10 protein-coding genes are annotated in these 15,420 nt (G+C 56.4%); 5 read left to right on the top strand and 5 right to left on the bottom strand.

Features of this window, described 5'->3' with window-relative positions:
* The first annotated feature begins 76 nt into the window (after positions 1 to 76).
* The 5 genes from glgB to glgP all read left to right on the top strand — a co-directional run bounded on the left by glgB (position 77) and on the right by glgP (position 9,521).
* Positions 77 to 2,263 (top strand): 1,4-alpha-glucan branching enzyme, encoded by a 2,187-nt coding sequence (gene glgB, locus WG891_RS15575; RefSeq protein ID WP_337263522.1) that lies wholly within the window; start codon positions 77 to 79, stop codon positions 2,261 to 2,263.
* Complete coding sequence (gene glgX / locus WG891_RS15580) at positions 2,260 to 4,251, top strand: glycogen debranching protein GlgX (RefSeq protein ID WP_337263521.1); 1,992 nt, start codon at positions 2,260 to 2,262, stop codon at positions 4,249 to 4,251. Before glgB ends, glgX begins: the two co-directional genes overlap by 4 nt.
* An 11-nt stretch (positions 4,252 to 4,262) precedes the next feature.
* Positions 4,263 to 5,540, top strand: coding sequence for a glucose-1-phosphate adenylyltransferase (glgC, locus tag WG891_RS15585; protein ID WP_337263520.1), 1,278 nt, complete (start codon positions 4,263 to 4,265; stop codon positions 5,538 to 5,540).
* Positions 5,541 to 5,615: 75 nt separating this feature from the next.
* Positions 5,616 to 7,049, top strand: coding sequence for a glycogen synthase GlgA (gene glgA, locus WG891_RS15590; protein ID WP_337263519.1), 1,434 nt, complete (start codon positions 5,616 to 5,618; stop codon positions 7,047 to 7,049).
* A gap of 24 nt (positions 7,050 to 7,073) precedes the next feature.
* Positions 7,074 to 9,521, top strand: a complete 2,448-nt coding sequence (glgP, locus tag WG891_RS15595) for a glycogen phosphorylase (protein ID WP_337263518.1) — start codon at positions 7,074 to 7,076, stop codon at positions 9,519 to 9,521.
* An 80-nt stretch (positions 9,522 to 9,601) separates the two neighbouring features.
* On the opposite strand, the gene glpD is transcribed toward glgP, so the two are convergent.
* From glpD to WG891_RS15620, 5 genes are all read right to left on the bottom strand, one after another.
* A complete protein-coding gene (gene glpD, locus WG891_RS15600) occupies positions 9,602 to 11,110 on the bottom strand; it encodes a glycerol-3-phosphate dehydrogenase (RefSeq protein WP_337263517.1) in 1,509 nt (502 codons plus the stop codon).
* A 269-nt stretch (positions 11,111 to 11,379) separates the two neighbouring features.
* Positions 11,380 to 12,153 (bottom strand): benzoate diol dehydrogenase BenD, encoded by a 774-nt coding sequence (gene benD, locus WG891_RS15605; RefSeq protein WP_337263609.1) that lies wholly within the window; start codon positions 12,151 to 12,153, stop codon positions 11,380 to 11,382.
* 18 nt (positions 12,154 to 12,171) lie between these two features.
* On the bottom strand, positions 12,172 to 13,188 hold the full coding sequence (benC, locus tag WG891_RS15610; protein WP_337263516.1) for a benzoate 1,2-dioxygenase electron transfer component BenC: 1,017 nt from the start codon (positions 13,186 to 13,188) through the stop codon (positions 12,172 to 12,174).
* A 12-nt stretch (positions 13,189 to 13,200) separates the two neighbouring features.
* Positions 13,201 to 13,689, bottom strand: coding sequence for a benzoate 1,2-dioxygenase small subunit (gene benB, locus WG891_RS15615; RefSeq protein ID WP_337263515.1), 489 nt, complete (start codon positions 13,687 to 13,689; stop codon positions 13,201 to 13,203).
* Positions 13,686 to 15,047 (bottom strand): Rieske 2Fe-2S domain-containing protein, encoded by a 1,362-nt coding sequence (locus WG891_RS15620; protein WP_337263608.1) that lies wholly within the window; start codon positions 15,045 to 15,047, stop codon positions 13,686 to 13,688. The genes benB and WG891_RS15620 overlap by 4 nt, the downstream gene beginning before the upstream one ends.
* Between the last annotated feature and the right edge of the window lie 373 nt (positions 15,048 to 15,420).

The following is a 15,420-nucleotide window of genomic DNA, read 5'->3' on the forward strand; positions in this document are numbered from 1 at the left end:
AATTGCATGATAGACACAACGGCTGCTTTTAGGTGTAGCCCCTTAAGAGTCATGCTCTTATCTAAGGAAGAATGCCATGCCTGTACTTCCCGATCGTGACGTGATTAATCAGATTATTTCCGGCCATTACGCCGATCCTTTTGCCCTGTTGGGTATGCATGTTACAGAACGTGGGCTGCAGATTTGCGCCCTGTTGCCGGATGCTGAAGCCGTATGGTTGGTGGAGAGCAAAACCGGTAAGCGTTTGGTTCAACTCGATTGTGACGATGCTCGCGGCTTTTTCAGTGCCATCGTACCGCGCCGTAAAAACCCTTTCCGTTATCAGCTAGAAGCCCGTTGGCGCGATCACCAGCAAATTCTCGACGATCCTTACCGTTTTGGCACCTTGTTGCAGGATATTGACACCTGGCTGCTGGCTGAAGGAACCCACCTGCGGCCTTACGAGCGCTTGGGGGCTCATCCCGGCGAGCTGGATAATGTAGAAGGTGTCAGTTTTGCCGTGTGGGCGCCGAACGCGCAGCGTGTTTCCGTGGTGGGTGAGTTTAACTTTTGGGATGGCCGCCGCAATCCGATGCGCCTGCGCCGCGAAAATGGCATCTGGGAACTGTTCCTGCCGGGGGTCAAAGCCGGGCAACTGTATAAGTACGAGATCATTGACTGCTACGGCAACGTCCAACTGAAAGCCGATCCTTACGCCTTCGAAGCGCAGATGCGGCCGAATACGGCGTCGTTGATTACGCCGCTGCCGGATGTGGTGGAAAACTCCCCTGAGCGGCGGCGCGCCAATGATTTTGATCGCCCGATCTCAATTTACGAAGTGCATCTTGGCTCATGGCGGCGTCATACCGACAACAATTTCTGGCTCAGCTATCAGGAACTGGCCGATCAACTGATCCCTTACGTCAAAGAGATGGGCTTTACCCATATTGAACTGCTGCCGATCAACGAACACCCGTTTGATGGCAGTTGGGGTTATCAGCCGTTGGGGCTGTATGCGCCGACACGCCGTTTTGGTACCCCTGCAGAATTCAGAGCCTTTGTGGCAGCGGCGCATGAAGCCGGGATTAACGTGATACTCGACTGGGTGCCGGGGCATTTCCCCAGCGATGCCCACGGGTTGGCGAACTTCGACGGCACGGCGCTGTATGAGTATGCCGATCCGCGCGAGGGGTTCCATCAAGACTGGAATACGCTGATTTACAACTATGGCCGCCACGAAGTGCGTAACTACTTGGCTGGCAATGCGTTTTATTGGCTGGAACGGTTTGGCATCGACGGGCTGCGCGTGGATGCCGTGGCGTCGATGATCTACCGCGATTACAGCCGTGCCGACGGCGAGTGGGTGCCAAACTGCTACGGTGGTAATGAGAACCTGGAGGCCATCTCCTTCCTGCGCTACACCAACCAGACGCTGGGCAAAGAGCGGCCTGGCGCGGTCACGCTGGCGGAAGAGTCTACCGATTATCCGGGGGTCACGCTGCCGCCGGAAGCCAACGGTCTGGGCTTCCACTACAAGTGGGACCTGGGCTGGATGCACGACACGCTCGATTACATGAAATGCGATCCAGTACACCGTAAGTATCATCACAATCTGATGACGTTCGGCATGCTCTACTCCCATACCGAAAACTTTGTGTTGCCTATCTCTCACGATGAAGTGGTGCACGGCAAACGCTCGATTCTGGATCGGATGCCGGGGGATGCTTGGCAAAAATTTGCCAACCTGCGTGCGTACTATGGCTTCATGTGGGCGCATCCGGGTAAGAAGCTGCTGTTTATGGGCTGCGAATTTGCTCAGGGCCGGGAATGGAATTTTGACACCAGCCTTGACTGGCACCTGCTGGAAGGGATGGATGGCTGGCACCACGGCGTGCAGCGCCTGGTGCGCGATCTCAACCACTGTTACCAGAACCAGGCACCGCTGTATGAGCGGGATTATCAGGCCGGTGGTTTTGAGTGGTTGGTGGTGGATGACCATGATAACTCGGTGTTTGCTTTCGCGCGCTATGACTCGCAGGGCAATGAACTGATTGCCATCAGCAACTTTACCCCGGTGCCGCGCCATCATTACCGCATTGGCGTTTCCCGCCCAGGTGAATACCGTGAAATCCTCAATACCGATTCGCACCATTACCACGGCAGCAATGCTGGTAATCAGGGGCGGGTGATTACGGAGGCGATCGGCAGCCACGGCCGTGAGCATTCGATCAGCATCATGGTGCCGCCGTTGGCAACGGTGTATCTGTTGCGGGAGAAGCAATGATTGCACTGACGCCCGGTCTCGCGGCGCCTTTAGGGGCTTATTACGACGGTAATGGCATTAACTTTACCCTGTTTTCGGCCCATGCCACACAGGTGGAGCTGTGCCTGTTTGACGCCAAGATGCGGGAAACGCGTTTGCCGTTGCCTGCCCGCAGCGGTGACATCTGGCATGGCTATCTGCCAGGGGGCGAGCCGGGGTTGCGCTATGGTTTCCGGGTGCATGGCCCGTTCAAGCCGCGAAGAGGGTTGCGGTTTAACCCCAACAAGCTGCTGCTTGACCCAGCCGCCCGAGCGGTGGAAGGGCCGGTTGCCGATCACCTGTACCTGCATGGCGGTTATGACCAGCCGGATCCGCAGGATAGCGCATCGTTGATGCCTAAATGCATTGCGATCGATGAACGTTACGACTGGGAAGACGATCGCCCACCGGCCACGCCGTGGAGCAAAACGGTGATCTACGAAGCCCATGTGCGTGGTTTAACGTTACTGCATCCAGAAATCCCGCCGGTGTTGCGCGGCAGCTTCGCCGCCCTGGGGCACCCGGTGATGATCGCTCACTTCAAGCGGTTGGGGATTACCGCGCTGGAGCTGTTGCCGATCCAGCAGCACACCACGGAACCGCGTTTGCAGCGCCTGGGGTTGATCAACTACTGGGGCTATAACGTGCTGGCACCCTACGCGCCGGATAACCGCTATTGCAGCCTGAGAACTGACATGACGCCGTTGCGCGAGTTTCGCGATGCGGTGAAGGCGCTGCACAAGGCGGGTATTGAAGTGATTCTCGATGTGGTGTTCAACCACAGCGCGGAATTGGATCTCGATGGGCCGACGCTGTCACTGCGTGGCATCGATAATCCGAGTTATTACTGGCTGGAACCTGATGGCGACTACGTTAACGCCACCGGCTGTGGCAATACGCTGCGGCTGGATCAGCCAGCAGGCGTAGCGTGGGTGATGGATTGCCTGCGTTTTTGGGTACGTGAGTGCCATGTGGACGGTTTTCGTTTCGATCTTGGCACCGTGTTAGGCCGTACACCGGCGTTTGACCGTGATGCACCGCTGTTTCAGGCGATGCTGGCGGACGATACGCTGGGGCGTTGCAAGCTGATTGCCGAACCCTGGGATATTGGTTCTGGCGGCTATCAGGTTGGGGCGTTTCCCGGCCGTTTTGCCGAATGGAATGACCATTTCCGTGACGATATCCGTAGCTTTTGGCTGCGGGGCCATCTGTCTCTCGGTCAGTTCGCTCGGCGTTTTGCTGCCTCCAGTGATGTGTTTAACCAACGTGGGCGCGCACCTTATGCCAGCATCAATATGCTGGCGGCCCACGACGGATTTACCCTGCAGGATGTAGTGAGTTTCAACCAGAAGCACAACCAGCCGAACGGCGAAGGAAACCGTGATGGCAGTGACCATAACTTTAGCTACAACCACGGCGTGGAAGGCCCAGTTGCCGACCACACCATTGTGCAACACCGCAGAGCCAGTCAGCGGGCGCTTCTTGCCACGTTGCTGCTGGCTCAGGGAACACCGATGTTGCTGGCCGGCGATGAACATGGACATAGCCAGCAAGGTAACAACAACGCCTATTGTCAGGATAACGAAACCACCTGGCTGAACTGGGCCAAAGCGGATGATTCCCTCACCGCCTACACCGCCGCGCTGATCCGCCTGCGCCAGCAAATCCCTGCTCTACAGCAAGGTGGCTGGTGGCAAGAGGGAGACGGCAGCGTGCAGTGGCTGAACGTGCATGGGCAACCGCTCAGTGCACAGGAGTGGGAACAGGGCGAACGGCTGTTACAGATCCGCCTGTCGCAACGCTGGCTGCTGGTGATCAACGCCACGCCGCAAGCCGTTGAGATGACGTTACCTGAAGGGGATTGGCAGGTTGTTGCCCCCTTTGTTCAGGAAGAAGATTCGCAGGTGGAGTTACCCACCTGGTGCCAGGCTGCGCATTCGCTTTGCGTGCTGGCAGAAAAGAAAAATTAAAGGAGTCAGCTATGGTTAGGTTTGAGAGTAAAGACCCCCTGATGTTGGCGCGCCAACTGCCGAATAAAACCGTTGCCCTGATATTGGCTGGCGGCCGTGGCTCGCGTTTGAAAGATTTGACCTCTACCCGTGCCAAACCGGCCGTGCATTTTGGCGGCAAGTTTCGCATCATCGATTTTGCGATGTCGAATTGCCTGAATTCGGGGATCCGCCGGATGGGCGTGATCACCCAATATCATTCGCACACCTTGGTGCAGCATATTCAGCGTGGCTGGTCGTTCCTCAATGAAGAGATGAATGAGTTTGTCGATCTGCTGCCAGCCCAGCAGCGCCAGAGTTCCGATCACTGGTACAAAGGCACCGCCGATGCGGTGTACCAGAACCTGGATATCATCCGCCGCTACGATGCGGAATACATCGTGATTCTGGCCGGTGACCATATTTATAAAATGGATTACTCGCGCATGCTGATCGACCACGTGGAGAAGGGCGCGCAGTGTACGGTGGCCTGTATTCCGGTGCCGATTGGCCAGGCCAGCGAGTTTGGCGTGATGAAAGTGGCCGATAACGACCAGATTCTGGAGTTTCTCGAAAAGCCGGAGCATCCGCCCGCCATGCCGGGTAACCCGGAAATGTCGTTGGCCAGCATGGGGATTTACGTTTTCAACGCACAATACCTGTTCCGCTTACTGGAAGAGGATGTGGCGACGCCGGGTTCCACTAACGATTTCGGCAAAGATCTGATCCCGAAAATCACCGCACAAGGGGAGGCCTGGGCGCATCCGTTTACCATGTCCTGCGTCACTTCCAACCCCGACTCACCGCCGTATTGGCGCGATGTCGGCACGCTGGATGCCTATTGGCGTGCTAATCTTGATCTGGCATCGGTAACGCCGGAGCTGGATATGTACGATCGCGGCTGGCCGATTCGCACCTATATGGAGCCGCTGCCGACGGCCAAATTTGTGCAGGATCGCTCCGGTAGCCACGGCATGACCATGAACTCGCTGGTGGCCGGTGGCTGTATTGTTTCCGGTTCGGTAGTTGTGCATTCGGTGCTGTTTTCGCGTGCGCGGGTGAACTCTTTCTGTACGATAGACTCTTCGGTCTTACTGCCTGACGTGAACGTTGGCCGCTCTTGCCGCCTGCGTCGCTGCATCATCGATCGCGCCTGCCAGATCCCGGAAGGGATGGTGATTGGCGAAAATGCCGACGATGACAGCAGACGTTTTTATCGTTCAGAAGAAGGCATCGTGCTGGTCACGCGCGAAATGCTGGCAAAGCTGTAGGTATTGGCTGACCCCGTGGGCGCTGCTGGCGCCCTCTCTTCGCAAAGAAGTTTTTGCCGATTTTCAGGAGTGATAATGCAGGTTTTACACGTATGTTCTGAAATGTTCCCTCTGCTTAAAACAGGTGGTCTTGCAGACGTAGTTGGTGCATTACCGGCGGCACAAATTGCCGCGGGTGCGGACGTTCGGGTGTTGTTACCGGCTTTTCCTGATATCCGCAACGGTATACCGGACACCGTACTGGTGGCGGAGATCGACTCTTTCGTCGGGCGGGTGGGGCTGCGGTACGGCACTTATCATGGCGTTGGGGTTTACCTGATTGATGCGCCTTGGCTGTATGACCGGCCGGGTAGCCCGTATCACGATCAGTCAATGAACGCTTACCCGGACAACCACCGTCGCTTTGCCCTGCTGGGGTGGATGGCCTGTGAGCTGGCGAAAGGGCTGGATCGCTATTGGCGGCCCAAGGTGGTGCATGCGCATGACTGGCATGCCGGGCTGGCCTGTGCTTATCTGGCTGCCAACGGTTATCCGGCGCGTTCGATCTTCACCGTGCACAACCTGGCTTATCAGGGCCTGTTCTACGCCCATCATATGCAGGAACTGTGGTTGCCACCATCGTTCCTCAATATTTATGGCCTGGAATTCTACGGGCAGATCTCATTCCTTAAAGCTGGGCTGTTTTATGCCGATCATGTCACTACCGTCAGCCCCACTTACGCGCGTGAAATCACCCGGGCGGAATTTGGTTATGGTATGGAAGGGTTGCTACAGGATCGCCAGCGGCAAGGCAGGTTGAGCGGCATTCTTAACGGTGTGGACGACAAGATCTGGGATCCGTCCCATGATGCACGCCTGACCGCCCGTTATGACGCCGATCGTCTGAAAGACAAAGTGAAAAACAAGGTCCACCTGCAAAAAGCCATGGGGTTACAGGTGGATCCTTCATTGCCGTTGTTTGCGGTGGTCAGCCGTCTGACCAGCCAAAAGGGGCTGGATCTGGTGCTGGATGCCTTACCTGCGCTGTTGGATCAGGGCGGGCAACTGGCGCTGCTGGGAGCCGGAGACGCGGTCTTGCAGCAGGCATTTCTGGCGGCGGCGGCCGATTACCCGGAGCAGGTCGGGGTGCAGATTGGCTACCATGAGGCGTTCTCTCACCGGATTATCGGCGGGGCGGATGTGATCCTGGTGCCGAGCCGTTTTGAGCCTTGCGGCCTGACTCAGCTTTACGGTTTGAAATATGGAACGTTGCCACTGGTGCGCCGCACCGGTGGGCTTGCGGATACGGTAGTGGACTGCGCGCTGGAAAATCTGGCCGACGGCACTGCCAGTGGATTTGTGTTTGATGATTGTGACGCCGTTGCCCTGGGCAACGCGATCCGGCGCGCTTTAGTGCTGTGGAGCAGGCCGAAACACTGGCGCCACGTGCAACGCCATGCCATGGGCCTGGATTTTGGCTGGCAAGTTGCTGCCAAGGATTATTTGTCGCTTTATCAACGCTTGTTGTAATCACGCACTTGGGATTGAACTGTTATGACTTCACCGTTTAGTTACACCTCACCCACGGTCAGTGTGGAAGCGCTGAAACATTCTATCGCCTATAAACTGATGTTTATTGTCGGTAAAGATCCGGCTATCGCCACCCAGCACGACTGGCTGAACGCCGTACTGTTTGCGGTGCGCGACCGGATGGTGGAACGCTGGCTGCGCTCTAACCGCGCCCAGCTTTCGCAGGACGTGCGGCAGGTTTATTACCTGTCGATGGAGTTCCTGCTCGGCCGGACGTTATCAAACTCGCTGTTATCCATGGGGATTTACCGGGATATCGAAGATGCGCTGGACGAAATGGGCCTGAGCCTGAGCGAACTGCTCGAAGAAGAGAACGATCCTGGCCTGGGTAACGGTGGTTTAGGGCGCTTGGCGGCCTGCTTCCTGGATTCGCTCGCCACGCTGGCGCTGCCGGGGCGGGGCTATGGTATCCGTTATGAATACGGCATGTTCAAACAGAACATCGTTAATGGCCAGCAGATGGAATCACCGGATTACTGGCTGGAATACGGTAACCCGTGGGAGTTCCCGCGCCACAATACCCGTTATAAAGTCCGCTTTGGCGGGCGCATCCAGCAGGAAGGGGCGAAAGCCCGCTGGCTGGAGACCGAAGAGATCGTGGCGATTGCTTACGATCAGGTGATCCCGGGGTTTGATACCGATGCCACCAACACGCTGCGCCTGTGGAGTGCCCAGGCCAGTAACGAAATCAATCTGGGTAAGTTTAACCAGGGCGACTATTTCGCCGCTGTGGAAGATAAAAACCACTCCGAGAACGTGTCGCGCGTGCTCTATCCGGATGACTCCACCTATTCCGGGCGCGAATTGCGCCTGCGGCAGGAATATTTCCTGGTGTCGGCAACGGTGCAGGATATCCTCAGCCGCCACTGGACGATGCACAAAACCTTCGACAACCTGGCCGACAAGATTGCGATCCACCTCAATGATACCCATCCGGTATTGTCGATTCCTGAACTGATGCACTTGCTGATTGATGAGCACAAATTCAGTTGGCTGGATGCCTGGGCGGTGGTGGAGAAGGTGTTCTCTTATACCAACCACACGCTGATGAGCGAAGCGCTGGAAACCTGGCCGGTCGATATGCTGGGCAAGATCCTGCCGCGCCACCTGCAGCTTATTTTCGAAATCAACGATCATTTCCTCAAGCAGGTGCAGGAAGCGATCCCAGACGACAATGAGCTGCTGTCGCGTGTTTCCATTATTGATGAAACCAATGGTCGGCGGGTACGCATGGCGTGGCTGGCGGTCGTTGCCAGCCATAAAGTGAACGGCGTTTCTGCATTGCACTCTGAGCTGATGGTGCAGTCTCTGTTTGCCGATTTCGCCCGCATCTTCCCGGAGCGCTTCTGCAATAAAACCAACGGGGTAACGCCGCGTCGCTGGCTGGGGCTGGCTAACCGGCCGCTGTCGAAAGTGCTGGATGACAGCATTGGCCAGCACTGGCGCACCGATCTCAGCCAACTCGGTGAAATCAAACCGAATGTGGACTACCCGAGCTTCCTGCAGGCGGTACAGTCGGCCAAGCGTCAGAACAAAGAACGTTTGGCGAGTTACATTGCCAAAAAACTCAACGTAGTGGTGAACCCGGATGCGTTGTTTGACGTGCAGATCAAACGTATCCACGAATATAAGCGCCAGTTGCTTAACGTGCTGCATGTGATCACCCGCTATAACCGCTTGTTGCAGGATCCAGAAACCAAGAGCGTGCCGCGCGTGGTGATTTTTGCCGGTAAAGCGGCGTCGGCGTATTACGCGGCCAAGCAGATCATCCGGCTGATCAACGACGTGGCGAAGGTGATCAACAACGATCCACGGGTGCACAACGATCTGAAAGTGGTGTTCATTCCTAACTATGGCGTGAGCCTGGCGCAGATGATCATTCCCGCGGCGGATCTCTCTGAGCAGATCTCGCTGGCGGGTACTGAAGCATCGGGCACCAGTAACATGAAGTTTGCCCTGAACGGTGCGCTGACTATCGGCACGCTGGACGGTGCCAACGTCGAAATGCTGGAGCATGTCGGCGAAGAGAATATCTTCATTTTCGGCAACACCGCCGAGCAGGTGGAAGAGTTGCGCCGTACTGGCTATAACCCGCGGCAGTATTTTGAGCAGGATGCCGAGTTGCATCAGGCACTGACGCAGATTGCCACCGGTGCGTTCAGCCCGGAAGAGCCGCAGCGCTACAGCAACCTGTTTGATTCACTGGTGAATCTGGGCGATCACTACCAGCTGCTGGCGGATTACCGCAGCTATGTGGATACCCAGGACAAAGTGGATGAGGTGTATCTCAATCAGGATGACTGGACGCGGCGTGCGATCTTGAATATCGCCAATATGGGCTATTTCTCTTCCGACCGTACCATTCAGGAATACGCAGACGAGATCTGGAACATCAAGCCGATAAAATTGTAATAGAAAAGGGCCGAATAACGGCCCTTGAGTGAAAGATGTTCGGAGGCTCAGCGTGCTGGGCCTCTTTTTTTGCCTTGAGATTAAGACGCCAGCGACAGCGCCTTCGGTTTGGCGTGTTCCGCCAGCCAGGCTTGCACCCTTGCCTGCTGTGCTGCGTCGAGCCACATGCCCAGCTTGGTGCGGCGCCAGATGGCATCATCCAGCTCCACCACCCACTCTTTTTCCACCAGGTAGTTCAGCTCCGCCTCGTACAGGCCGTGCCCAAAGTCTTCACCCAACTCGCTCAGGCTGCCTGCATTGGCCAGGATCAGTTCGCTGTGGCTACCGTAGGTGCGCGCATAGCGGCGGGCCAGCGATTCCGGCAGCCAAGCATATTGGCGGCGCAGTTTGGCGGCGTAGCTGTCACGATCGCCACCGATGTCACCACCGGGCAGCGCGCCGTTTTTGGTCCAGGCTGGGCCAGCCCCTGGGTAGTAGTGAGCCAGTTTTTCCATTGCGTGCTCGGCCAGCTTACGGTAGGTGGTGAGTTTGCCACCGAATACGGAAAGCAGCGGGGCTTTGCCTTGCTCGTCGTGGACATCCAGCGTGTAGTCACGGGTGACCGCCTGCGGTGAGTCCGATTCGTCATCACACAGTGGGCGCACGCCGGAGTAGGTCCAGACGATGTCGTCGCGGCCAAGCTGTTTCTTGAAGTGATCGTTATACACCTTCAGCAGGTAGTCGATTTCGTTGTCGTCGATCTTCACGTCTTTCGGATCGCCGTGGTATTCCACGTCGGTGGTGCCAATGATAGAGAATTCATCCAGCCACGGAATAACGAAGACGATACGATGATCTTCGTTTTGCAGAATGTACGACTGTGGCTGGTTATGCGCCTTCGGTACCACAATGTGGCTGCCTTTGATCAGGCGGATACCGTAAGGCGATTTGAGCTGCAGGCCATCGTCGAAGAAATGTTTCACCCACGGGCCGGTGGCATTGACCAACCCTTTGGCACGCCAGGTGAAGGTTTTGCCACTGTCGATGTCGGTGGCTTCTACCACCCACAGGCCGTTTTCACGCCGCGCACGGGTGACCTTAGTGCGGGTGCGCACTTCACCGCCACGCTCAACCACTTCCTGCGCGTTCAATACCACCAGGCGCGCATCGTCTACCCAGCAGTCAGAATATTCGAAACCGCGCGTTAACTCCGGCTTCAGTACCGACTCTGCTCCAAAGCGCAACCCCTTACTGCCCGGCAGGCTGGTGCGTTTCCCCAGATGATCGTACAGGAACAGGCCGGTGCGGATCATCCAGGCTGGGCGCAGATGCGGCTGGTGCGGCAGGCGGAAGCGCATCGGGAAAGCGATATGCGGTGCCAGCTTGAGCAGCACTTCACGCTCGGCCAGCGCTTCGCTCACCAGGCGGAATTCGTAATGTTCCAGGTAGCGCAGGCCACCGTGGATCAGTTTTGAACTGGCGGAAGACGTAGCGCAGGCCAAGTCTTGCGCTTCCAGTAGCAGAACGGACAGCCCGCGCCCGGCCGCATCTGCTGCGATGCCGGCTCCGTTGATGCCGCCACCGATCACGATCAAGTCTTTGGTTTCCACGTTAACTTCCTCCAGATGTTCGCAATAGCTCTTTAATGTTCGTTTTCGCTCATGATTGTAATCAAAAACCAACAAACAAGCCAAGAGTTAACCAAACAAAAACATTTTTGCGTGATAGAGGTAACGATTCAGTGATGGTAGGTATACAAAGTGAAGGGTTATCGAGTGCGCCGTTGGCGTGCAGCAATGCGCATGAGAATGGGTGATGGTTTTGCATCACCCATTGCTTTTAAACAGATCATGATGGCGGGCTGAGGTGAGCCTAGCGATCAACCCAGATCGCCCCCCGCCACCGGCAGGATGGTGCCATTGATGTAACTGGCCTCATCGCTGGCAAGGAACAAAATCGCATTAGCCTGCTCGTTAACGCTGCCATATCGGTGCATCAAACTGGAGCTGAGGGTTTGATCGATCACCTGCTGATACCAGCTTTCCTCCTGCGCCGTGGGGATTTCCCGGTTACGCGGCGTCAGGCGCGGCGGGGCTTCTGTGCCCCCAGGTGCGGTGGCGTTGATGCGAATACCGGCCTGGGCATATTCAAAAGCCAGCGACTGGGTGAGGGCGTTAACCCCGCCTTTGGCCGCGGAATAAGGCACGCGGTTGACCCCGCGGGTGGCGACGGACGACACGTTGACAATCACTCCGCTCCGCTGTTGCAACATATGCGGCAACACGGCGCGGCAGCCCCACAGCGTGGGGAACAGCGAACGTTGGATCTCGGCGGAAATCTGTTCTGGGGAATAGTCGGCAAACGGGCGTGCCCAGATGGTGCCCCCCACATTATTGACCAGAATATCCAGCCGACCAAAGTGCCGCTGAGCCTGTCGCATTGCGCTCTCGGTCTCTTCCCAGCGCTCCAGATCGGCACCGATCGCCAGTACCTGATTGCCCTGTGCGCTCAAGGTGGCGGCCAGTTCGCTCAGGTAAGGGGCCCGGTCGATCAGCGCCAGCTTGGCCCCTTCACGCGCGGCCTGTTCTGCAACCGCTTTACCGATGCCCTGCGCTGCCCCGGTGATCACCATCACCTTGTTTTCAAACCGCATTATCTGCATGGCTATTCCTTATACCGTTTGGCTGGCGGCGAATTTTTCATAATGGAAGCTGGCCGGGGTAAAAGCTCGGCGTTGGAAATCGTTCAGGACCGCCTCCACCATCGGCGGCGGGCCGCACAGGTACACGTCCAGATCGCCCTCGTTCAAGACGCTGACATCAAGATGCTGTGTGACATAGCCTTTGTGTGGTGATGGTGAGGCTTCACTGGCGACGCAGGTGAGATAGCTGAAGTTGGGCAAGCGTGTGCGGTATTGCTCCAGCTGTTCCAGTTTCACCAGATCGTGGTCGTGAGTGACGCCGTACACCAGATGCACCGGCTGCGAGCTGCCGTTTTGCGCCAACTGCTCCAGCATGGAAAGGAAAGGGGCTAGGCCGGTTCCCCCCGCCAGAAACAGGAGTGGCCGCGCGACGGTGCGTAGATAGAAACTGCCCTGCGGCCCGCGCAGGCGTATTTTATCCCCCGGCTGTGCTTTGCTGGTCAGGTAGCTGCTCATCAGCCCGCCGGGAACATTGCGTAGCAGGAAAGAAACCCGTTGTTTACCCGGCAGAGAGCTGAACGAATAGGCCCGGCTGGCACCGCTGCCAGGCACCTCGATATTGACGTATTGGCCGGGTAGGAAGGCAATACCATCAGCATCGTCAAGCTGCAGGCTGAATTCGATGGCGCTGTCGGAAAGCGGCGTTGCCGCCACCAGGCTGGCTGAAAACTCTTCGCTGCCGGTTTTACAGCGGGTGGAGGCCATAGGTACGTCGATCACACAGTCTGACTGTGGCACCATCTGGCAGGTCAGCACGAATCGCCGCCGCGCTTCCTGTTCTGACAGTGCCTCTGCCAGATAGTCGTCACCCAGGCTGTACTCGCCCTGCTCACAGTGGCATTTGCAGGTGCCACAGACGCCGTCGGAGCAATCCATCGGTAGATTGATCTTTTGCCGGTAAGCGGCATCCAGCACTTTCTCGTTGGGATTGCACTGAATAAAGCGGCTGACGCCATCTTCAAAATTAAGAGCAATGGTAAAGGCCATAAGTACCCCGCATTAAATATGATAAATATCTATGACCTGACTGATGTAGTCGTTGCTGAGCTGAACCGTTTTGCGTTCGATCAGCGGTCGTCCCTCGTTGAGCGCAATACGGCAGCGGGTATTGCCAAAGAACAGATCGGTCTTTTGATAGCGATGGCTGAACGTCACCCAGTTGTAACGCACCTCAACGTGCAGGGCGCTGTCTTCCAGCAGTTCAACGTTGCTGATCTGATGGCTGGTGCGGGGTTCCGGCGTGCTGGCCGCAGAGCGCTCGGTTTTAATGCGATAGATGCGATCTTCCAGCCCTTCACGGTTCGGGTAGTAGATCAGCGAAATCTCCCGCTGCGGATCGCGGGTTAAGCGATCGTCATCGCCCCAGGCGGGCATCCAGTACTCCACCGTTGGGCTGTAGCAGGCCAGCCACTCATCCCAGTTACGTTCGTCCAGCAGGCGCGCTTCACGGTAGAGGAATTGTTCAATATCGGACTGTCGGTTGCTCATTGTGTCACCTCACGTTTATTCAGGCTGCGCAGCAGGGTTTGTTGCCAGTGATGGTGGTGGCTGATGTACAAGGCTTCATCTTCGGAACGTGGTGCGCTCAGCAGCGGGGTGATAGCCATCGCCTGCGCATTCTCATCGGCACCTTCCAGCCAGCGGGTCGCGCCGCGGCTCATATCGCTCCAGGACAGGTTACTGGCGTTATAGGCTTGCTGACAGGCGCGGAACTCTTCCAGATCGTCCGGCGTCCCCATGCCGCTGACGTTGAAGAAATCCTCATATTGGCGGATGCGCAGCGCGCGATCCTCGGCAGCTTCCCCTTTAGGGGCGAAGCAGAAGATAGTGACTTCGGTTTTATCGACGGCCAGCGGGCGAACGACGCGGATCTGGGTCGAAAACTGATCCATCAGATAAACGTTGGGGTACAGGCACAGGTTGCGCGTTTCGTTAACCATCAAATCAGCGCGAGTGGTGCCAAACAACCCACTGAGTCGCTCAAAGTGCTTGAACACTGGGCGAACGGCCGGATTCAGCGCCCGGGTCCACAGCAGCATATGGCCGTGCTTGAAACCATAGACGCCACCGGTGCTTTTCGACCAACCGTTGGCGTCTACGGTTGGGGTGCCGTTGGCCTCATAGTTGCGGCGTGACATAGTGGAGGCGTAGTTCCAATGCACCACGCTGACGTGATAGCCATCGGCACCGTTTTCCATTTGCAGCTTCCAGTTGCCGTCGTAGGTATAGCTGGAAGCGCCTTTCAGCACCTCCAGCCCATCGGGGGCTTGATCGACGATCAGATCGATCACCTGCCGGGTGTCACCCAGATATTCCTCCAACGGCAGCACGTCGGCGTTCAGGCTGCCAAACAGGAAGCCACGGTAAGAGGCAAAATGGGGCAAATGTTTGAGATCGTGTGAACCCGCCTGTTTAAAACAGGGCGGATAAGCGCCGCTCTTTTCATCTTTGGCTTTCAGCAAATTACCGGCGTTGTTGAAGGTCCAACCATGGAATGGGCAGGTGAACGAGGTTTTATTGCCGGATTTGCGGCTGGCCAGCATGGCTCCGCGATGCGAGCAGCTATTGATCATCCCGTGTAATTGCCCGTTGTGATCGCGGGTGATAATGATGGGTTGGCGGCCCATGGTTAGCGTGTAATAGTCGCCCGGTTCGGCAATCTGGCTTTCATGGGCCAAATAAATCCAATTACCTTCAAAGATGGCTTTCATTTCCAGTTCGAATAAAGACTCATCGGTAAATATGGCGCGATTGCACCGATAAATACCTTTCTCTTTATCTATGACTAAAGCGTTATTTATTTTTTCTTCCAGTGTGGAAAATAACGTGGTGGAGGATGAGTTCATCATGAAACCTCGTTTTAAATAACTCCGTTAAGGGACGCGGGGCAATAGCAGGCCGTTGCCCCGCGCAGGCAATATCATTCCCATCAGCACTGTATTAATTTAATCACGTATCGGTACGTTCAATGCGTATTTCCTTTTTGCTGGCCGTGACGTGATGCGGCGCAGCCAGACATGGCTTCTCCTGAATGTGTAATGCTTGTCAGTAAAGCGCAAAGCAGCATAATAATGCATCAATGGCTCAAGGCATCGCCCCTCTCCCTGTGGGAGAGCAGCTGTGTTTAAAGTCAATGGGTGATGATTAATTTGTCACCCATTGCCTATTATCTCGCAGCATCGCGTTTAATATCGTTAACAGCTTTCTGATGCACGCGGT

Origin of the sequence: Serratia sp. MMO-28 (genome assembly GCF_037199905.1) — a bacterium.
GTDB lineage: Bacteria > Pseudomonadota > Gammaproteobacteria > Enterobacterales > Enterobacteriaceae > Chania > Chania oryzae.

Coding starts and splice junctions, on each gene's coding strand:
- glgB (WP_337263522.1), top strand. CDS start 77: ATGCCTGTACTTCCCGATCGTGACGTGATTAATCAGATTATTTCCGGC.
- glgA (WP_337263519.1), top strand. CDS start 5,616: ATGCAGGTTTTACACGTATGTTCTGAAATGTTCCCTCTGCTTAAAACA.
- glgP (WP_337263518.1), top strand. CDS start 7,074: ATGACTTCACCGTTTAGTTACACCTCACCCACGGTCAGTGTGGAAGCG.
- glgC (WP_337263520.1), top strand. CDS start 4,263: ATGGTTAGGTTTGAGAGTAAAGACCCCCTGATGTTGGCGCGCCAACTG.
- glgX (WP_337263521.1), top strand. CDS start 2,260: ATGATTGCACTGACGCCCGGTCTCGCGGCGCCTTTAGGGGCTTATTAC.
- WG891_RS15620 (WP_337263608.1), bottom strand. CDS start 15,047: ATGAACTCATCCTCCACCACGTTATTTTCCACACTGGAAGAAAAAATA.
- benC (WP_337263516.1), bottom strand. CDS start 13,188: ATGGCCTTTACCATTGCTCTTAATTTTGAAGATGGCGTCAGCCGCTTT.
- benD (WP_337263609.1), bottom strand. CDS start 12,153: ATGCGGTTTGAAAACAAGGTGATGGTGATCACCGGGGCAGCGCAGGGC.
- benB (WP_337263515.1), bottom strand. CDS start 13,689: ATGAGCAACCGACAGTCCGATATTGAACAATTCCTCTACCGTGAAGCG.